The following is a 19,143-nucleotide window of genomic DNA, read 5'->3' as shown; positions in this document are numbered from 1 at the left end:
CCTTTTAGTTCATTACCCGCCGGACTGAATAGATGTCTCTGATCTGCTTAATCCGCTCGACCACTTTGTGCAGATGGTTGATGTTTTGAATAAAAATCGCCATATGAATTGTAGCGACTTTATTGCGGTCGGATTTGCCGGAGACAGAGGAGATGTTGGTTTTCGTCTCATTTACGGCTTGGAGCACCTCATTTAAAAGCCCGAGACGGTCATACCCCAAAATCTCAATCTCAACGTTATATTCTTTGCGTCTTTGAACCTGTGATTCATGCTCCCATTCAACAGGGATCAGACGTTCCTGCGCTTCATTCGTTTTGACGTTCGGACAGTCATCCCGGTGAACGGATACACCGCGCCCTTTTGTAATAAAACCGACGATATGGTCGCCAGGAACCGGGTTGCAGCATTTCGACAAGCGGACGAGAAGGTTGTCAATGCCTTTTACGCGCACACCCGCTTCCCGTTTTCTCCCTTGCGGATAATGTTTCGGCTCGGAAGTGACTTCCTGAACGATTTTTTCCTGCTCTTCCTGGTCACGCAGCTTCCGTTCTTTTTCAGTGAGCCTGTTGGCCACCTGAAGAGCGGTAATGCCGTTATACCCGACCGCCGCATACATATCCTCTTCATTAGAGAAATTGAACTTGTCGGCAACTTTTTGAAGATTTTCGAGTGTTAAAACATCTTTCACTTCAAAATCAAGATTTTTAATTTCTTTCTCGACAAGCTCACGGCCTTTTTCGACGTTTTCTTCACGGCGCTGTTTCTTAAAGAATTGGCGAATTTTGTGTTTCGCCTGGGACGTCTGCGCCAGTTTGACCCAGTCTTGACTCGGACCGTATGAATGCTTGGACGTCAGAATCTCGACGATGTCGCCCGTCCGGAGCTTATGGTCAAGCGTCACCATTTTTCCGTTCACTTTCGCCCCGATTGTTTTGTTGCCGATCTCCGAGTGGATCCTGTAGGAAAAATCAATCGGCACAGAGCCTGACGGCAGTTCAATGACATCGCCTTTTGGCGTAAATACGTATACCATGTCAGAAAACAGATCGATTTTCAGCGATTCCATAAATTCTTCCGCATCGGTAGACTCGTTTTGGAATTCCAGAATTTCACGGAACCAGGACAGTTTTTTCTCAAATATCGCTTCTTCGTTTGCAGCCTTGCCTTCTTTATATGCCCAGTGTGCAGCCACCCCGTATTCAGCGATCTCATGCATCTCAAACGTTCTGATCTGCACTTCCAGCGGATCGCCTTTAGGCCCGATTACGGTCGTATGCAGCGACTGATACATATTCGGCTTAGGCATCGCAATATAATCTTTGAATCTGCCCGGCATCGGCTTCCAGCACGTATGAATAATGCCGAGTACGGCGTAGCAGTCTTTAATGCTTCCGACAAGAATACGGACGGCGAGCAGATCATATATTTCATTGAACTGTTTATTTTGCAGCGCCATCTTGCGGTAAATGCTGTAGATGTGCTTCGGACGTCCTGAAAAGTCCGCTTTGATATTCACTTCTTCGACGCGTTTTTTCACTTCATTGACAACCTCTTCGACATAAAGTTCGCGTTCCGCGCGCTTTTTCTTCATGAGGTTGACGATTCTGTAATATTGCTGAGGATTCAAATAACGGAGAGCGGTGTCTTCCAGCTCCCATTTGATTTTAGAAATCCCGAGCCGATGGGCCAGCGGAGCGAAAATTTCCAGCGTCTCATTTGAAATTCTCCGCTGCTTTTCCTGCGGAAGATGCTTTAACGTCCGCATATTGTGAAGGCGATCCGCCAGCTTGATCAATATGACTCTGATATCCTGAGCCATAGCGACAAACATTTTTCGATGGTTTTCCGCCTGCTGCTCCTCTTGAGATTTATACTTAATTTTACCGAGCTTCGTCACGCCGTCGACAAGCATCGCCACTTCTTCAGAAAATGCTTCCTTCAGGTCATCGAGGGTGACATCCGTGTCCTCCACCACGTCATGCAGAAATCCGCCCGCAATTGTGGAAGGGTCCATTTCCAGATCGACGAGGATCCCCGCCACCTGAATCGGATGAATGATGTACGGCTCACCTGATTTGCGGTACTGTTCGCGATGCGCGTTTTGCGCATACAGGTAAGCTTTCTCAACAAACGCAATCTGCTCCTCCGGCAGATAAGTGCGCGCTTTATCTATTACTTGCTCGGCAGTCAATACTTGTTCGTTCGCCATGGAATCACCTTTTTTAAATGTAAACTGTATTAGTTTATTATCAAGAAAAAAACGAGAGATGTAAAGGGCAGAAGTTCAAAACACCTAAAGAATCTGTCAGGATGATGAAATAATAGGAAAAAAGCACCCTGACACGAGTGCTTTTTTCCATATGCGGTTAATATTTCATTAATGTTAAAATATCGTAATCGTCAAGCTTGTCTCTGCCGTCAAGGTAAGAAAGCTCGATTAAGAACGCAATACCGGCTACGACGCCGCCCAGTTCTTCGACTAGCTTAATCGTTGCTTCGATCGTGCCGCCTGTTGCAAGCAAGTCATCAGTAATCAGCACGCGCTGTCCCGGCAGAATCGCATCTTTATGAATTGTCAGTACGTCTTTTCCGTACTCCAAACCGTAATCGACTTTAATGACCTCACGCGGAAGTTTTCCTTCTTTCCGAACCGGCGCAAAGCCGACTCCGAGAGCGTATGCAACCGGACAGCCGATAATAAAGCCGCGCGCTTCAGGCCCGACAACTAAATCAATTTCTTTTTCTTTTGCATATTCAACAATTTGGTCAGTGGCGTAACGGTATACGTCGCCTTTGTCCATCAATGTCGTAATATCTTTAAATTGTACGCCTTCTTTCGGGTAATCGGGCACAATTGTTACGTATTTTTTAAGATCCATCTGTTCTATGTCCTCCTCGTACTTTCATAAGCTTCTGAACCTTGGTTCATTAGCTTATTCAGCCATTCCTTCAGCTCATGGGCTGCGGAATAATTGAGCTTCTGGTCTAATTCCATCAGCTGCTGTTTTACCTGATAGGTTTGCGAATCTGCCAGGTCGCGTTTTTTCGCGCCGCTCACGACAGACAGCACACCATCTTCTATTTTAACAAAACCGAGATCAAAAAACACCTTTGTCATGAAATTGATTGTGTCAATTGACCATCCTCTGTGTCTCGCAAGCTCTGAACCATGCTTGCCGAAGTCAAAAGCGCCCCTTTTCAAGAGAAATGCATAAAACCACTTGAAATCATTCCGCGATGGAAATGAGGACAGGAAATGTTCTTCATGATTGATAAAAACAAAATAAATCCGTTCCGGCTTCTTTCCGTCAAGCAAATGCTGCAGACGATCCGCTGACGGCGGCACATCCAGAAAAACGGCATATTTTCCGTCAAGCTGGAGAGCTTCCGCCTCGGATTCTGAAGTGATCCCGGCAAGCTCGCCCGACAGCTCTTTTTCACGGAGCTTCTGAGCGGTTTTTTCGTTAAAGCTGATGAGCACCCGTTTTTCCTTCGGCAGCGCGGTGACCGTGTCTTCCCACGTCCGCTTGCCCCTGATATCAAAAAGCTGCCATTCCGGCACCGCAGCATCTTTAATCATCAGCTGGGGCTTCTTTCTGTTGTTCCATTCATTAATGGACATCTCGCCGACAATGGAAATCGTTGATCCGGGGACAACTCCGGCTTCAAGCTCTCCTTTGTTAAAGCCGACGCAGTCAAGGACGGCGGAATCACTTTTCACCGTCATTTTCACGTGGTTTTTATTCGCTCCGATCAGGCGCACATCATCAAGCACGGCATTTTTCACCATCACATGCGGTTTAGGGTTAAGCATGCCGAACGGCGACAGCATATTCAATTCTGTAATGCTTTCAACGGTTATGTCTTCTACGCCGCAGACAAGATCAACCTCCTGAACGGGAATAAAATCCTCTTCCGTAAGGGTTTCTTCAGCCATTTGATTCAGCCTGTCCCTTAATTCCGCCACATCTTCAGCCTTCAACGTCATTCCTGCCGCCATCGGATGCCCGCCGAAATGAGGAAGAATGTCTCTGCACTGTGAAAGGCTCGTAAAAAGGTTGAAGCCTCTGATGCTTCGCGCCGACCCTTTAGCGATTCCCTGCTCCTCATCTATCCCAAGCACAACAGCGGGCCGGTAAAAACGTTCAGCCAGCTTCGATGCGACAATACCGACGACTCCCGGATTCCAGCCGGCTTTTGCCACTACAATGGCAGACGGGTTTCCGCCTTGCTGCTGAACCATTTCAACAGCCTCTTCGGTCATGGTTTTCACCATTTTCTGCCGCTCTTTATTCAGCCGGTCAATATCCGAAGCCAGTTCCTCCGCTTCAAACTGATCTTCAGTCATCAGCAGGTGCACGGCGGGATCGGCCTGTTCTATTCTTCCGACGGCATTGAGCCTCGGCGCGACCTGAAATCCGATCGTTTCCTCATCAGCTTGTCCGATATCTCCGCCGGAAAGCTTAATCAGAGCTTTGAGGCCCGGCCGATTTGTCGTCCGAAGCCTTTCGATCCCGAGTGACGCAATTAATCTGTTTTCATCATGAAGAGGCACCAGATCTGCAACCGTACCGATTGCCGCCAAGTCCAGCATAGCTTCCGGCAAAGAATCCGTAAGCGCGTGGGCAAGCTTAAACGCCACACCGACGCCGGCCAATTCTTTAAACGGATAGCCGCATCCCGGCTGCTTCGGGTGGATGATCGCAAATACGTCAGGAAGCTCGGGTCCCGGCTCATGGTGGTCGGTAATAATGACGTCTAAGCCCAGCTCTTTTGCGACTTCAGCTTCATGGACGGCGGCGATTCCCGTATCCACTGTAATGATCAGCGAAAATCCCCGCTCTTTTATGGAGCGGAAAGCTTGTTCATTCGGGCCGTAGCCTTCTGTAAAACGGTCGGGAATATAAAAGTCAACGTCCGCCGACAGCTGTCTGAGTGCCGTCAGCATCACCGACGTGCTTGTAACGCCGTCCGCATCGTAATCTCCGTAAATCATAATCGGTTCCCCTTGAGAAACCGCCAGTTTTATCCGATCAACTGCTTCCCGCATTCCCTTTAATTCATACGGGTCATAAAAGTCTGCATCCTTTGTATGTAAAAACAGCCTTGCGCTTTCGGCAGTATCAAAACCTCTTTTTACAAGCAGTGATGCCACAAGAGGTGTTATGTCCAATTGTTCTGTGAGTGATTTGACTTTTTCCTGATCCGGCTGCTGGATTTCCCAGCGCATTTTTGACGCTAACATAAATTCACCCCTCAACCACCCTATTATACTAGAGCGGACTGAGGGGTTTCAAATGTTATTCTGATCCTTTTTTCTCTTCAAGCATTTCTTCCGGCGGCGCGGCTGTTTTTCGGCCGTCCGAATCAGCCGTCAATTCACCTGCGGATCTGTTTTCTTTCCGCAGCATTTTAATTTCGCGCTTCAGTTTCATCACTTGAAAGATACCGGCTGAAAACACGATCAGCGCTCCCATTAACACAGAGCCTAAAATGACTAAAATCAGCGGCCATTCAGCGGTTCCGAACAGATAATCAACCTCAACCGCCCGCACGTTAATGACAGCAAAGATGGCGACAATCAAAGTAAATAGTAAAGCGAATATAATAGTCCATTGTTTATTCATGCGTCTGCCCCCAATTGTTCATTCTTATCTTTTCCCCCATTTTCCCGGGAGTAAACCCCGGTCTCAGGAAATCCGGGCCGTTAACTGCTCGCGGATCAGCTTTTTCAGTCCGCTTCTTTCTCCCGATATAACGAGGGTGTCCCCTGCTTCAATTACGGTATCAATGCCGGGGCTCAGCTGTTTTTGCCGGTTTTTCTTTACGATCGCAATAATCTGGACGTTGTAATGTTTCTTGATCTCCAAATCTCCGATTGTACGGCTGACAGCCGGTGCATGAGATTCGGCTTTAAACCACTCAATGACGAGGTCATCAAGCGCGACTTCCACAGATTCCAGCGCTTTCGGCTTATACGTCATCCCGCCTAAAATAGCGGAAATCTGCCTCGCCTCTTCGTCGTTAAATTCAACGGATGCCAAGCATTCGTCATGATCATTCTCATCGAAGTAATAGAGCTCTTTTCTGCCGTCATCATGAAGAATAATACTGATTTTATCGTGATTTTTCGTAATGACTTCTACTTTCTGGCCGATGCCCGGAAGCTCCGACTCACGAACGTTCATAAGAACCCTCCTACATGTTTTTACAATGATGATTGATTATGTAAGCGTATGTCATTATAGCAAATGCAGGTTTTAAGTTCAATGCGGCCTGAAAAAACAGGCTGCCTTCTGCAAGACAGCCTGTTCCCATTTTACTCTTCGATTGATTTTTTCCCTTTAAATTCTTTACCTTTCCATACAAGCCACAGCTGCGCGGCGATGTAAAGAGAGGAATAAACGCCCGTCAATAAACCGACCAATAAAGCGACGGAGAAGTTTGTAATTGACGATGAGCCCAAAATGAGCAGCACGACGACAACAATCACAACGGTCAAGACCGTATTGATCGAACGTGTAAAGGTTTGCTGCAAACTCAGATTCACGATATGTTCCAGATCGGCAAATGACTTCGGCTTGCGTTTTTTCATCTGCTCACGTATCCGGTCAAATGTAACGATCGTATCATTTATCGAGTAACCGATTATGGTGAGAATTGCGGCGATAAAGGTGACATCGACCTCCAGCCTGGTAATGCTGAAAAACGCGACGATAAAGAAAGCGTCATACAGCAGGGATACAATTGCGGCGACAGCCATTCTATACTCGAAACGGATTGACACGTAAATAATGATGCCGATTGATGCAATGGCGACGGCATATAAGGCATTACGGGCCAGTTCTTTTCCGACTGTCGGCGATACCGTGCTGACGTTCGGCTCAGATCCGTATTTGTCCTTAAAGTACGTTTTGATTTCAGCGATTTTTTCTTTAGATGGCTCTCCGACAAACCGGGCCGCGGCAACATGGTTCTCTTTACCAGAAAGCACGATGTTTTCCGGTTCCATGCCGAGAGAGTCAAAGTCTTTTTCAACCTGCTGCGCCGTCAATGCATGATTGCTCTGCACGTCAATCCGCGCACCGCTTGCAAAATCGATTCCCAGGTTGAGCTTAAAGACCAGTAAGATGATAATTCCCGCAATGGTTACAGCGCTTGAGAAAATAAAGAAATATTTTCGCTTGCTCGTGAAATCCCATTTTTGGAATGCCGTATGCGGTTCAGTATTTTCATCCGTTTTTTGAATGTCCATAATATGTTTTTTCTTGACGCCGAACCAGCCTTTTTTCCGGTCAAGCCATCTGCTTTCCACAAGAAGGGAGAGCAGGAATCTTGAAAGGAAGACAGCTGTAATAAAGCTTGTCAGAATTGACAGAATCAGCATCGTCGCAAACCCTTTTACAGAGCTTGTCCCGAAAATAAAGAGCACGACCGCTGCGATGATCGTTGTGATGTTCGCATCGAAAATCGTCGCGAATGACCGTCTGTTCCCTGAACGGAAAGCTGAGCGGACGGATTTGCCGAGTTTCAGTTCTTCTTTTATCCGTTCATAGGTGATGATGTTGGCGTCAACCGCCATCCCGACACCCAAAATGAGCGCCGCAATACCCGGAAGCGTCAGCACCGCCTGCATCCAGTCGAACACTTGAAGCGTAATATACACGTATACAGAAAGCGTAATTACCGCTATGAGTCCAGGCAGTCTGTAATAAAGCAGCATAAATAAGAAAACAATTGCAATACCGATGATGCCGGCCTCTACCGTATCATGCAAAGCCTGCTGTCCGAATTGCGCCCCTACTGAAGTAGAGTATTTTTCGGTCAGTTTCACAGGCAGCGCGCCCGCGTTTAAAATATTGGCCAAGTCCTTCGCTTTTTGAACGGTGAATTGACCTTCAATCGTGACATCCTTCGTGTTTAATTCCTGGCTCACATTCGGAGCGGATACATATTTCGGATGTTTTTTGCCGACTTCTTTTTTAAATGAATCGCCTTTTTGGTAATCAAGCCAGATCACAAGCTGATTATTAGGCGCCATTTTCTTGACTTTTTTCGTCACTTCTCCGAACTTATCCGCATCCTTCAGCTTAACGCTGACAATCGGTTCGTTCGTCGTCGGATCAAAGGTTTGCTTCGCGCCGTTTTCCACGAGATCAGAGCCGTTTAACAGCTCTTTATCATTCGTATCCCTGAACGAGAGCTGCGCTTCCGTTGACAGAATTTCGCGCGCCCTGTTCTGATTCGTGACGCCCGCCAGCTGTACGCGGATGCGGTTATTTCCTTCAATCTGAATGTTCGGCTCGCTTACGCCGAGAACGTTAGCCCGGCGGTTCAGCGCCTGCACCGTGCTGACGAGCACGTCTTTTGTGATTTTATCGCCTTTTTTGACGGGCTGCACATCGTACAGAACTTCAAACCCGCCGCGTAAATCCAATCCTAACGTAATATTATTGGCAGCCGGTTTTGTAAAATACCCCAGCCCTGTGCCGATCAATAATACGATCAGGAAAAACGCAATCAAGCGTCCTTTTTTCATTATGTATTTCCTCCTTAAACCTATGCCGTCAAATCATTATCTCAGCAGTTCATCCAAAGCTTCCTGACCCTCATCGCTTTCCAGCCAATTAGACGACTTAAAAGCTTCGACGGTTGCATAGTTCATAAAATCGCCAATTTTAACTGATAAAATATTGCCGGCCAATTCATACAGCGGCAGTTCCTTTTTCTGTTTCCACTTTTTATGTATTAAGTATGACCATAAACTCTCGTGCTCAACATCATCGTATCCGAGGATTTTGAACTCTTCAAGTTTACTGTACAAGAAAGGCCGCAAATGATCTTTGTACATTTCGGCGGGATGTTTCTCCACTGGGCGCTCGCTCCTTTTTCATTTTTCTCGAAGACTTGTCATGCTCGGACGACATCGGCGCATATCTTTATTGTATATGATTCCAGGTAGTTTGAGAAGGCAGGGGTTTATAAAATGGCAAAACAGACTTTTTTAAGGGGCACTCTTATTCTCATCGCAGCCGGGATGATTACGAGAATGCTCGGCTTTGTCAACCGGGTGGTTATCGCCCGGTTTATCGGTGAAGAAGGGGTCGGTTTATACATGATGGCTGCCCCGACATTTTTCTTGGCCACCACTTTGACTCAATTCGGCCTCCCCGTTGCCATCAGCAAACTTGTCGCTGAAGCAAGCGCGCGGGGGGACCGGCAGAAAATGAAACACATTTTAGTGATGTCGCTTACCGTCACCGGGATATTAAGTCTCATCTTCACGCCGCTGTTTTTATGCTTTGCGCCGATTATGTCCGAAACGATGCTGACGGATCAGCGCACGGTTTACCCGCTTCTGGCGATTACGCCCGTCGTGCCGATTATTGCGATATCCAGCGTGCTGCGCGGTTACTTTCAGGGCAGGCAGAATATGAACCCGCTGGCGTTTTCCCAAGTGCTTGAGCAGATCGTGCGGATTTCACTTGTCGCGGTCTGCACGACGGTGTTTCTGCCGTACGGGATTGAATATGCCGCAGCCGGAGCCATGATTTCGTCTGTCATCGGGGAGCTTGCCTCTCTTATTTATTTATTCATTTGTTTTAAAGCAAATAAAACAATCAGAATCAGAAAACAATTTTTCAAGTCAATTGCAAATGGAAAAGAAACCTTCCGCCAGCTGATGAGCGTGTCGCTCCCGACAACCGGAAGCCGCTTCATCGGAAATTTATCTTGGTTTTTTGAACCTATTGTCGTCGCGCAGAGCCTTGCGATTGCAGGAGTGGCCACCGCTGCCGCTACCAGCCAGTACGGGGAGCTGACCGGATTTGCCATGACGGTTTTGACGCTGCCCAGCTTTATAACCTATTCTCTGTCAACGGCGCTTGTTCCTGCGATCAGTGAAGGAATGGAGCAAAAAAAGCTGCAAGTTGTCGAATACCGTCTGGAACAGGCGATGAGGCTGTGTCTTTTAAGCGGAGGCATTTCGGTGGTTATTTTATTCTCTTTCGCTGATGAACTGATGTCCGTCATGTACGGATCAACTAATGCGGCGGTATTTGTTAAAGTGATGGCGCCGTTTTTTCTGCTTTACTATTTTCAGGGGCCTCTTCAGGCGGTGCTGCAGGCTCTCAATTTAGCCGGGGCCGCCATGATGAACAGTTTTATCGGCGCCGCTGTCAAAACCGGCCTGATTTTTGTTTTGGCGACCAGGCCTTCCTTGGGCATCATGGGCGCCGCACTTGCAATTGTAACGGGGATGGTCCTTGTCACCCTGCTGCATGCGGCCACCGTAAGCAAGGTGCTTCCGATCAGCATTAAAATAAAAGAATACGCGCTCTGTTTTGCCGTCATATTCATTTGCGGTTATGTCAGCCGCATCATCAAGCACACCGTTCATTTTTCAGGGTCAGAGGCTGTTAATCTCACAGGCTGGATTGCAATGACCGCGATTTTGTACATAGCGCTTCTTCTGTTATTCAGGCTGATTAAAAGGGAAGAGCTGATCCGGATTCCGGTCATCGGCAAGTTCGTGACGCGGTAAAACCCATTTATGGCTCCCCTTTTTCATCTTTAAGATCAATAAAAAAAGCGCCGTCCGTAAACGTGCAGAATGATATAACCGAAAGATCGCGATATCCTCTTTTTGCTAAATTTTTTTCGAGCCAGTGTTTATCTTTCCCGATTCTGTCCAGGTGCTCGTTCTGAATGACCCCGTCAACGATAAGCGATGTTTCCATCTGCTTATCCTTATTGTTTTTCTTTTTGACGATCGACAGTTTGCCTGAAGACTCCAAAATGGCGTATGACACGTCAGAGATTCTATCGATGTTATTTTCCCTCAGCTGCATAAGAAGATCGTCAAAATTGTAGCGCTGCGATCTCATCGCCCGTTCATCAATTTTTCCCTGTTTTATAATAATGGTGGGTTTTCCGTCAAGCAGCTGCCGTATTTTTTGGCTTTTGAGCGAAATAAAAGCAAGGCTTACTTGAATAATCATTAAAACGACAATCGGCACAATTGTATGCAAAAGCTTATCTTTTACATTTTCAATTGCCAATACGGCAATCTCGGCAATCATAATGGAGACGACAAGGTCTAAAATGCTCAGTTCTCCGATTTCCCGTTTTCCCATCAGTCTGAAAATCACAAGAATGATAAAATAAAGCACAATCGTACGAAACGTAATAATGAAAATATCTTCCATATCGCACCTCCAACGGTCATAGCATTTGCCATCGGCTCTGAATTATGTAAGAAACGGGCTGAACATCATGCATTTACGTCTAATTCGAACATTCAGAGAATACATTTAGAAAAAGACGGGCTCCGGCTTGTCATATATCAGGCCGCAGTGCGGAGAGGAGATAAAAATGGAAGAAACGAAACAAGTGGGAAGAGGCGTCTTGTATGGCTTAGTGGCTATCTTTGCGGTGATGCTTCTTACGAGTTTGGCGATTTCGCTTTTACTGACGGTTACCTCAATGGAAGAATCATCTTTCAGCTGGCTGATCACCGCGCTTTCCTTTCTTTCTTTATTTGCGGGCGGTTTTATATCGGGCGGCAAAGCGAAGGAAAAAGGCTGGATGATCGGGGCTTTAACCGCCGTCTGTTTTTCATTAATCATCTTGCTGTTTCAATATTTAGGGTTCGGAAAAACGTTTACATCCGGTCAGCTTTTGTTTCATCTCGGCTTTTTGGGAGTCAGCATGCTGGGCGGCATTTTCGGAGTGAATTTGAAAGGAAGCAGATCAGCGTAATAAAAAAAGAGCGGAGAATCCGCTCTTTTTTTGTATGTATGAGCTTCGCTGTTATTCAGCGGAAGCTTCTCTGATTGCGCGGCGGTCAAATGTTAAACGGGTGTTATCACCTGTTTTAATGACGACCTTGCTTTCATCAATTGAATCAACAGTGCCGTGCAATCCTCCGATTGTCACCACTGTATCCCCTTTTTTCAGCTCTTCCTGCATCTGGCGTACGGCCTTCTGCTGCTTTTGCTGCGGACGGATGAGCAGGAAATAAAGCACTGCAAACATTAAAATAATAGGAACGATTGTGCCTAAAGTACCCATCTGTTTCCCTCCTTTCATGAATGGTTTTATTTAGAAGCTTTTCGCATTTGGCTTATTATAGCCGTAACGCTCAAAGAACTCTTCTCGGAAATCACCAAGACGATCCTCCCGGATGGCTTGTCTGACCTGCTCCATTAAGTGTAACAGAAAATGAAGGTTATGGTAAGTTGTTAATCGAATTCCAAACGTTTCATTACAGCGGATCAAATGTCTGATGTAAGCGCGGGAGTAATTTTGGCATGTATGGCAGCTGCACTCTTCGTCAATCGGACGGAAATCACGCTCATATTTGGCGTTTTTCATATTCAGACGCCCTTCATTCGTAAACACCGTGCCGTTTCGGGCAATCCGGGTCGGCAGTACGCAGTCAAACATATCCACGCCGCGGATGGCGCCGTCAATTAAGGCATCCGGTGAACCCACACCCATTAAATATCTCGGCTTGTCCTTCGGTAAAAGCGGAGTTGTAAACTCAAGCACTCGGTTCATGACGTGCTTCGGCTCGCCGACAGATAATCCGCCTATGGCATAACCCGGAAAATCAAGCGAAACCAAGTCTTTTGCACTTTGTGTCCGCAGATCTTCGTATTCTCCGCCCTGTACGATTCCGAACAGCCCCTGCTCATCTGAGCGCCCGTGCGCCTCCAGGCAGCGTTCCGCCCAGCGACTGGTCCGTTCCACAGAGCGTTTCATGTAATCATACTCTGCCGGATACGGCGGACACTCATCAAACGCCATCATGATATCAGAGCCGAGGGCGTTTTGAATTTCCATCGCTTTTTCCGGAGATAAAAACAGCTTGTCTCCGTTTAAGTGATTGCGGAAATGAACGCCTTCTTCTTCTATATTACGAAACTTGCTCAATGAAAAGACCTGAAAACCGCCGGAATCCGTTAAAATCGCGCGGTCCCAGTTCATAAACTTATGAAGCCCGCCCGCTTCTTTTACAATGTCGTGTCCCGGGCGGAGCCATAAATGGTACGTATTGCTTAAAATAATGCCCGCATCCATAGATTTCAGCTCGTCCGGAGACATCGTCTTTACCGTAGCAAGCGTGCCGACCGGCATAAATACAGGCGTCTCAAAGGAGCCGTGGGGCGTATGGACTCTGCCCAGTCGCGCTCCCGTTTGTTTGCATTCCTTTATAAATTCATAACGTATCGGTTGTTCAGCCACTTTGTATGAGGCCTCCTGTCATTCAAATTAGATAATCAGCATGGCGTCGCCAAAGCTGAAGAAACGATATTCCTCTTCTACCGCATGACGGTAGGCGGAAAGAACATGCTCTCTGCCGGCAAGCGCAGAAACGAGCATGATAAGCGAAGATTTCGGCAAATGAAAATTGGTGATCATGCCGTCAATCGCTTTAAATTCATATCCCGGATAAATGAAGATGGACGTCCAGCCGCTTGAAGCTGTAAATACGCCGTCATGCTCGCCGGCAATGGTTTCCAGGGTGCGCGTTGATGTCGTCCCGACCGACACGATGCGCCCTCCCGCCTTTCTGACCTCGTTTAAAGAGGCGGCGGTTTCTTCCGTCATTTCATAAAATTCCGCGTGCATGTTATGCTCTTCCACATCATCCGCACTGACCGGGCGGAATGTGCCGAGTCCCACATGAAGTGTGATAAATTCAATCCGCACACCCTTTTGCTTCAGCTCGTCCAGAATCTCTTCCGTAAAATGAAGTCCGGCCGTCGGAGCTGCGGCAGATCCGATTTCTTTTGAAAAGACGGTCTGATACCGTTCTTTATCATCAAGCTGCTCTTTAATATAAGGAGGCAGCGGCATTTCACCGAGTGATTCAAGCACTTCGTAAAAAATCCCGTCATACCGGAATTCTATTTTTCTGCCTCCGTGATCAAGCTCCTCCGTGCAGACCGCTGTCAGCCGGCCGTCGCCAAATGTCAGGACCGTTCCTTTTTTTACGCGTTTCGCCGGCTTTACGAGCGTTTCCCATGTATCGTTTTCTTCCTGTTTTAATAACAGAAGCTCCACTTTCGCCCCCGTATCTTCTTTTGTGCCGAATAATCTTGCAGGCAGCACACGGGTATTGTTCAAGACGAGGCAATCCCCTTCATTAAAAAAGCTTACAATCTCTTTAAATGAACTGTCCGTCAGCCCGCCCGTCTGTTTGTCGAGCACCATCAGCCGCGATGCGTCACGCTCTTTCAGCGGCACTTGGGCAATGAGGCGTTCAGGCAGTTCAAAATCAAATAAATCGACTTTCATCATTTCACCTTAATTCTGTCTATTGTTATTTCATTCTGCCGAAAAAATTAAGCAGAATGGATAGTATCACACTGATCACAATACAAGTGACAACGGGGAAAGAAAAATGTAACATTTCCCTTCTTAACGAAAATATCTCCGGGCAGCCTTCCGACAAAGTGCCAGACTGCGCCGGCAATAAGCAAAACGGCACCGAGAACCATGAGAACCTTCGGAAAATCAGTCACGGGCGGGCGCCTCCAATCGAAAATGTTCATACACTGCCCGAGTCACGACCCGTCCCCTCGGCGTCCTCTGGAGAAATCCGATCTGCAGCAGATACGGTTCGTACACATCCTCTATTGTATGCGGTTCTTCGCCGATTGTCGCGGAAATCGTATCAAGGCCGACGGGACCGCCGCTGAATTTTTCGATCATGCCCATCAGCAGCTTATGGTCGATATGATCGAGGCCGAGCGCATCGACTTGAAGACGTTCGAGCGCATCGTGAGCGATTTCTTCCGTGATGCGGCTGTCGCCGAGCACCTGGGCAAAATCTCTCACCCTTCTGAGAAGCCGGTTTGCAACCCGCGGCGTTCCCCTTGACCGTCTGGCGATTTCCAGAGCCGGAGCTTCTTCGATATCCACTTCAAAAACGTCAGCCGTTCTTGACACGATATCTGTCAGCTCTTCCTGCGTATAGTATTCAAGGCGCGACAGCACCCCGAACCGGTCTCTGAGCGGTGCGGTCAATAATCCGACCCTTGTCGTCGCTCCTACAAGCGTAAAAGGGGGAAGGTCGAGACGGACGGAGCGGGCGGACGGGCCTTTTCCAATGACGATATCAAGGCAGAAATCCTCCATCGCCGGGTACAGCACTTCCTCAATTGAGCGGTTCAGCCTGTGAATTTCGTCTATAAACAGCACATCCCCTGGTTCGAGCGCCGTCAAAATGGCTGCCAAATCTCCCGGTCTTTCGATGGCGGGACCTGACGTCGTCCGCATCTCCACACCCATCTCATTGGCCACGATAGACGCAAGCGTTGTTTTCCCGAGACCCGGAGGCCCATATAAAAGAACGTGGTCCAGCGTTTCCTGCCTCATTTTCGCCGCATCGATAAACACGCGCAGATTTTCTTTCACCTTCTTTTGGCCGATATACTGGGCGAGATTCTGCGGCCTGAGGCTTTGCTCGATTATTGATTCATGGCTGTCTGCTTCACTTGAAACGAGCCGTTCATCCATGAACATCACCTTACTTTAATAATTTTTGCAATGCTTTTTTCACATATTGATCTGTTGAAAGCGCCGTTTCCTCTTTTAAGTGAGGAAGCACTTTTTTAATTTCTTTTTCGGCGTAGCCGAGAACCCGGAGCGCTTCAAGCGCCTCGTCAAGCGCCGTTTCAGCCTCTTGTTTTTCAATGCGCGCTTCATGATTGAACAGGTTGTCAATCATTTCAGGCACGACGTCGGCCAGTTTGCCTTTTAAATCAAGAATAATCTGCCGCGCCGTTTTTTTGCCCACACCCGGAAATTTCACCAAAAAGGCTTCATCTTCCTGTTCGATCGCTTCGATGACAGCTCCGGGATCACCGGAACCGAGGATGGCGAGCGCCCCTTTAGGCCCGATGCCGGTGACGTTCAGCAGCTTTGTGAAAAGCGCTTTTTCTTCCCGGGTTGAAAAACCGTACAAAGAAAAGGCGTCTTCTTTTATATGATGATACGTAAAAATGGTCTCTTGATTGCTTACCTTATAAATAAACGGATTCGGAGTGAAGACCTGATAGCCGATTCCGCCGTTTTCAATCACGATGTATTGGGGAGATACGTAATCAATCGTCCCCTTCACGAATTCAATCACACCTATTCACCTCTTTGACTGCTTATCATTGTAACACAAAAACAGCCAAAGTCTTATAGAAAAGTTAACGTATGTTCGCTTTGACACCTTCCATTCAGAAAAAAAAAGACATGTGTCACATGTCTTGCGTCAAAGTCAGCCGCTGTAAGTCTTAATATGATCGATCACGCTCTCAAACTCCGCTTTTGTCCTGTACGGTATGCCGTGTTCCAAGTGCTTTTGCAATCGGCTTTCCAGCCTTTCTATATCAATCTGAAAGAAAGACTGAATCGGCTCGGCCAGCGATCCGGGACGGCCGTGAAAAGTGGAGATGACGCCTCCGTCCGTGACGCCGATATAACCGTTAACCTTACTGAGCGGAGAAATGTCATCAACATGCTTACGGAAAAGGACGAAGCCTTTTTTCTGCTCAACGAGCGTCCAGCCGGCGTATGCGGCCCAAAAATCCTCCATCGCTAAAACGGTTTCATCCGTATGTTCAATGCCGACATCACCGTCAAGATAGACCTTTTCCAGCTGGACATGCACCCGAAGCGGCCCGTAATGCTCGACCTCCGCCCCGTATGCGCCTTTTCCTCCGCAAATCAGGGCCGCAGCTGATAAGATAAGCATAAACAATAGACGCGCACCGCAAATTCGTTTCACCAATAACACCTCTTTATTCAATCAAACTCTTGATGCTAGTTTGACCAAAGATGCCGGTGCTTAATCGTTTTCTTTCATTTGTCTGTTTCAGGCCGAAAAAAAGCAGCCTCTATATGAGGGCTGCCTCGATGATTATGCCCGGCCGGCTGAAATCAGTTTCATTTGTCCGGGCGTCAGTTTGAGCCGGTATCCCCTTACGGTCAGATACACAGTTTTTACTCCGCGGCTTTTGTCATGCTCCGTTTTTTTCATCCCGGCCCCTCCGTTACGTTTTATTACTTTTATGTTAACACCGCAATATAAAGAGTGTTTTAAGAATATGTAAAGAAATGATGAAGATTTATCCATAAAAATACTGCCGGATGAAATCATCCGGCAGTCCGTTTAACGGCTGTTTCTGTTCATGTCTTGCAGCTTTGTAAAAGTAGCGTTGTCGGTAAACACTTGAATTGTACGGCCGTCCGCGAATTTTTTGGCCGCATGTTTGACATGTTTATCATCATTTTTCGTAAAAGGATGATTTGTTCTGACGGCAATGACGACTCTCGTGTCAGTCACGATGACCTGACTATCCTGTACGCCTTTTACTTTTTTCACGCGGTTTGCAACTTTTGCTGCCAACCTGATGTTTTCGGCGTTGTCATACCCATTATAAGACATTGCTGCCGGCGGCGTATTGACATTTCGGCCGTTATATGTGCCGTCCGTCGTTAACGGAACCCCGTCATTAGGCGCGTACTGGTCGGACACGTTTGTCGTATTATGACGGCCGTTTCGGTTTTCCATCATTTCAGAAACGGGTCCTTGATGGTCCATTCCGTACTGGCCTCTGCCGTTACCATTGTCATTCGAATAATATCCGACCGGACGTGTTGACTGATTGTAGCGTCCGTCATTCATGGCATTATTTGCTCCGCATGCCGTTAAGCTTGCCGTCACGGCTAAAACGCCCGCGATCGTCATCAGTTTTTTACCCAATGGAAAAACCCCCCGTGGATTCATCGCTGTTTGAGCGTTTTCCGCTCATGTTTAGGATGTGCGGCGGGCGGCGGGTTTAAGCTTGTCAGTTATGTCCATTCCTCAGTTGGACATAAAAAAAGGAACGACATACATCGTCCCGAAACATTAATCTTCTTCTTCCTCCGGCCGTCCGAATACTTGATTTGGACTCGGCTGATTCGGCGCGACATTGGGATTTCCTCCGCCGTAAGGCATAAAATGTCCTGCGTTTGCACCCATATTCGGATACGGCTGCACAGGCATATTTGCGTGATGGTGATGTGAACCGTGGTGGTGATGATGGTGATGATGTGAATCATGGCAGCCGCAATCATCATCCTTATATTTTCCATCATGATGAGGTGCGTTTGCGTAATGTGACGAATATCCGCCGTAATACGGCATTTGACCGTAAGGAGCACCGCCGAAACCAGATGCAGAACCATCATAATGCTCTGCATTTTCATGGGCCTGGTTTTCATATTCACCGTAACCCGCGTGCGGCCCAAATCCCGGATGATGGAATCCGTACGGTAACGGCATCGGCATTACCGGAAAGCCTCCAAAACCTCCTCCAAAACCGCCGAAACCTCCGCCTACCGGGAAGCAAGGGTGGCATAATCCAGAACCCGGCAGCATCGGTGTCACCGGAACCGGACAAGGACAAGGCATGCACGGCATCGGGTAATGCATAAAAGGCGGTTCAACGGCCGGCATATTCGGAAACGGGACATTCGGAATGTTTGGCATATTCGGCAGATGATAAGCGGCGTTTTCTTCTTCCATCTTTCCGGCTTCAGGCGCCTTTGGCATATTCGGGTAATTCGCGTTTTCCATGTTGATCATTTCCTCCTGTTGTGGAATGTTATTGTCATGCTCTTTTTCTTTCGGCTCGACAAAATGTGTCACCGGTTCCTCCGGCTTAGGAGGCGACCACGGCTGAAACAGCTGATTGGACGGGTAATATTGGTTCATATCAGCTTCCGGCAGCACATTTTCATGCTTTTCAGGGATTGGCGGCACATACGGAATTGACGGCTTTGGTTCTTCCGGTATGGTGTCTTCAATGTCCACAACTGATTTCGGTTTTTCTTTGGCATATGGATGCTCATGCTTATGCGCAGACGTTCCGAAGCCGGCCTTAGGTTCTTTTCTGACCGGAACGGCTTCTGAAGGCACCTTTATCTTCATTCCAGGCATAATTAAGTCTGGATTGCTAAGCTGATGATTCAGTTTTTTTAGCTCTTCAAGATCAACTCCGTATTTTTCAGCTATTTTCCAGAGCGAATCGCCTTTTTGAACGATATGAATTTTCAACGTTTTCCCCTCCTATGCACAAAACGTGAACGGTACAT

19 protein-coding genes and 1 pseudogene are annotated in these 19,143 nt (G+C 47.5%); 2 read left to right on the top strand and 18 right to left on the bottom strand.

The window, feature by feature from the left end:
- Window positions 1-4: 4 nt before the first annotated feature.
- The 7 genes from relA to BXO87_RS12505 form a co-directional block, all read right to left on the bottom strand.
- On the bottom strand, window positions 5-2,209 hold the full coding sequence (gene relA, locus BXO87_RS12535; protein ID WP_076851355.1) for a GTP diphosphokinase: 2,205 nt from the start codon (window positions 2,207-2,209) through the stop codon (window positions 5-7).
- A gap of 157 nt (window positions 2,210-2,366) precedes the next feature.
- A complete protein-coding gene (locus tag BXO87_RS12530; RefSeq protein ID WP_003152714.1) occupies window positions 2,367-2,879 on the bottom strand; it encodes an adenine phosphoribosyltransferase in 513 nt (170 codons plus the stop codon).
- 5 nt (window positions 2,880-2,884) lie between these two features.
- Window positions 2,885-5,245 carry a single-stranded-DNA-specific exonuclease RecJ gene (gene recJ / locus BXO87_RS12525; RefSeq protein WP_038459357.1) on the bottom strand — a complete coding sequence of 787 codons (2,361 nt, stop codon included), beginning with the start codon at window positions 5,243-5,245 and terminating at the stop codon, window positions 2,885-2,887.
- 55 nt (window positions 5,246-5,300) lie between these two features.
- On the bottom strand, window positions 5,301-5,627 hold the full coding sequence (locus BXO87_RS12520) for a LapA family protein (protein WP_038459359.1): 327 nt from the start codon (window positions 5,625-5,627) through the stop codon (window positions 5,301-5,303).
- A gap of 63 nt (window positions 5,628-5,690) precedes the next feature.
- Entirely contained in the window at window positions 5,691-6,188 is a 498-nt protein-coding gene (locus tag BXO87_RS12515; protein WP_007612836.1) for a cation:proton antiporter regulatory subunit, read from the bottom strand.
- Window positions 6,189-6,319: 131 nt separating this feature from the next.
- The gene (gene secDF / locus BXO87_RS12510; protein WP_032873841.1) at window positions 6,320-8,539 is read right to left on the bottom strand and encodes a protein translocase subunit SecDF; all 2,220 of its coding nucleotides are present in this window, start codon (window positions 8,537-8,539) and stop codon (window positions 6,320-6,322) included.
- Between the two features lie 36 nt (window positions 8,540-8,575).
- Window positions 8,576-8,872, bottom strand: coding sequence for a post-transcriptional regulator (locus BXO87_RS12505; RefSeq protein ID WP_007612839.1), 297 nt, complete (start codon window positions 8,870-8,872; stop codon window positions 8,576-8,578).
- 114 nt (window positions 8,873-8,986) lie between these two features.
- Here BXO87_RS12505 and spoVB point away from each other — a divergent pair, with 114 nt between their 5' ends.
- Window positions 8,987-10,543, top strand: coding sequence for a stage V sporulation protein B (gene spoVB, locus BXO87_RS12500; protein WP_038459361.1), 1,557 nt, complete (start codon window positions 8,987-8,989; stop codon window positions 10,541-10,543).
- Window positions 10,544-10,550: 7 nt separating this feature from the next.
- On the opposite strand, the gene BXO87_RS12495 is transcribed toward spoVB, so the two are convergent.
- Window positions 10,551-11,207 carry a DUF421 domain-containing protein gene (locus BXO87_RS12495; RefSeq protein ID WP_003152699.1) on the bottom strand — a complete coding sequence of 219 codons (657 nt, stop codon included), beginning with the start codon at window positions 11,205-11,207 and terminating at the stop codon, window positions 10,551-10,553.
- Between the two features lie 166 nt (window positions 11,208-11,373).
- Between BXO87_RS12495 and BXO87_RS12490 the strand changes: the two genes are divergently transcribed.
- The gene (locus BXO87_RS12490; protein WP_003152697.1) at window positions 11,374-11,760 is read left to right on the top strand and encodes a TIGR04086 family membrane protein; all 387 of its coding nucleotides are present in this window, start codon (window positions 11,374-11,376) and stop codon (window positions 11,758-11,760) included.
- 51 nt (window positions 11,761-11,811) lie between these two features.
- On the opposite strand, the gene yajC is transcribed toward BXO87_RS12490, so the two are convergent.
- From yajC to safA, 10 genes and pseudogenes are all read right to left on the bottom strand, one after another.
- A complete protein-coding gene (yajC, locus tag BXO87_RS12485) occupies window positions 11,812-12,072 on the bottom strand; it encodes a preprotein translocase subunit YajC (RefSeq protein WP_007408187.1) in 261 nt (86 codons plus the stop codon).
- Window positions 12,073-12,102: 30 nt separating this feature from the next.
- The gene (tgt, locus tag BXO87_RS12480) at window positions 12,103-13,248 is read right to left on the bottom strand and encodes a tRNA guanosine(34) transglycosylase Tgt (RefSeq protein ID WP_014305500.1); all 1,146 of its coding nucleotides are present in this window, start codon (window positions 13,246-13,248) and stop codon (window positions 12,103-12,105) included.
- Window positions 13,249-13,275: 27 nt separating this feature from the next.
- Window positions 13,276-14,304 carry a tRNA preQ1(34) S-adenosylmethionine ribosyltransferase-isomerase QueA gene (queA, locus tag BXO87_RS12475; protein WP_003152692.1) on the bottom strand — a complete coding sequence of 343 codons (1,029 nt, stop codon included), beginning with the start codon at window positions 14,302-14,304 and terminating at the stop codon, window positions 13,276-13,278.
- Between the two features lie 25 nt (window positions 14,305-14,329).
- Window positions 14,330-14,531 (bottom strand): annotated as a pseudogene (locus BXO87_RS12470) (DUF2905 domain-containing protein).
- Complete coding sequence (gene ruvB, locus BXO87_RS12465; RefSeq protein WP_038459363.1) at window positions 14,524-15,528, bottom strand: Holliday junction branch migration DNA helicase RuvB; 1,005 nt, start codon at window positions 15,526-15,528, stop codon at window positions 14,524-14,526. The pseudogene BXO87_RS12470 and the gene ruvB overlap by 8 nt, the downstream one beginning before the upstream one ends.
- A gap of 10 nt (window positions 15,529-15,538) precedes the next feature.
- Window positions 15,539-16,144 (bottom strand): Holliday junction branch migration protein RuvA, encoded by a 606-nt coding sequence (gene ruvA, locus BXO87_RS12460; RefSeq protein ID WP_003152683.1) that lies wholly within the window; start codon window positions 16,142-16,144, stop codon window positions 15,539-15,541.
- 135 nt (window positions 16,145-16,279) lie between these two features.
- The gene (locus tag BXO87_RS12455; protein WP_007408184.1) at window positions 16,280-16,789 is read right to left on the bottom strand and encodes an intercompartmental signaling factor BofC; all 510 of its coding nucleotides are present in this window, start codon (window positions 16,787-16,789) and stop codon (window positions 16,280-16,282) included.
- A 132-nt stretch (window positions 16,790-16,921) separates the two neighbouring features.
- Entirely contained in the window at window positions 16,922-17,041 is a 120-nt protein-coding gene (locus BXO87_RS21280) for a hypothetical protein (RefSeq protein ID WP_373271687.1), read from the bottom strand.
- A 132-nt stretch (window positions 17,042-17,173) separates the two neighbouring features.
- Window positions 17,174-17,767 (bottom strand): YhcN/YlaJ family sporulation lipoprotein, encoded by a 594-nt coding sequence (locus BXO87_RS12445; RefSeq protein WP_014721606.1) that lies wholly within the window; start codon window positions 17,765-17,767, stop codon window positions 17,174-17,176.
- A 147-nt stretch (window positions 17,768-17,914) separates the two neighbouring features.
- A complete protein-coding gene (gene safA, locus BXO87_RS12440) occupies window positions 17,915-19,105 on the bottom strand; it encodes a SafA/ExsA family spore coat assembly protein (RefSeq protein ID WP_038459368.1) in 1,191 nt (396 codons plus the stop codon).
- Between the last annotated feature and the right edge of the window lie 38 nt (window positions 19,106-19,143).

The sequence above is a fragment of the Bacillus sp. GZB genome, assembly GCF_001975995.1.
GTDB classification, from domain to species: domain Bacteria; phylum Bacillota; class Bacilli; order Bacillales; family Bacillaceae; genus Bacillus; species Bacillus velezensis.
This window is presented reverse-complemented; position numbering and strand designations above follow the sequence as displayed.

Coding starts and splice junctions, on each gene's coding strand:
- secDF (WP_032873841.1), bottom strand. CDS start 8,539: ATGAAAAAAGGACGCTTGATTGCGTTTTTCCTGATCGTATTATTGATC.
- BXO87_RS12495 (WP_003152699.1), bottom strand. CDS start 11,207: ATGGAAGATATTTTCATTATTACGTTTCGTACGATTGTGCTTTATTTT.
- relA (WP_076851355.1), bottom strand. CDS start 2,209: ATGGCGAACGAACAAGTATTGACTGCCGAGCAAGTAATAGATAAAGCG.
- BXO87_RS12490 (WP_003152697.1), top strand. CDS start 11,374: ATGGAAGAAACGAAACAAGTGGGAAGAGGCGTCTTGTATGGCTTAGTG.
- BXO87_RS12520 (WP_038459359.1), bottom strand. CDS start 5,627: ATGAATAAACAATGGACTATTATATTCGCTTTACTATTTACTTTGATT.
- queA (WP_003152692.1), bottom strand. CDS start 14,304: ATGAAAGTCGATTTATTTGATTTTGAACTGCCTGAACGCCTCATTGCC.
- BXO87_RS12530 (WP_003152714.1), bottom strand. CDS start 2,879: ATGGATCTTAAAAAATACGTAACAATTGTGCCCGATTACCCGAAAGAA.
- BXO87_RS21280 (WP_373271687.1), bottom strand. CDS start 17,041: ATGAAAAAAACGGAGCATGACAAAAGCCGCGGAGTAAAAACTGTGTAT.
- BXO87_RS12515 (WP_007612836.1), bottom strand. CDS start 6,188: ATGAACGTTCGTGAGTCGGAGCTTCCGGGCATCGGCCAGAAAGTAGAA.
- recJ (WP_038459357.1), bottom strand. CDS start 5,245: ATGTTAGCGTCAAAAATGCGCTGGGAAATCCAGCAGCCGGATCAGGAA.
- yajC (WP_007408187.1), bottom strand. CDS start 12,072: ATGGGTACTTTAGGCACAATCGTTCCTATTATTTTAATGTTTGCAGTG.
- ruvB (WP_038459363.1), bottom strand. CDS start 15,528: ATGGATGAACGGCTCGTTTCAAGTGAAGCAGACAGCCATGAATCAATA.
- spoVB (WP_038459361.1), top strand. CDS start 8,987: ATGGCAAAACAGACTTTTTTAAGGGGCACTCTTATTCTCATCGCAGCC.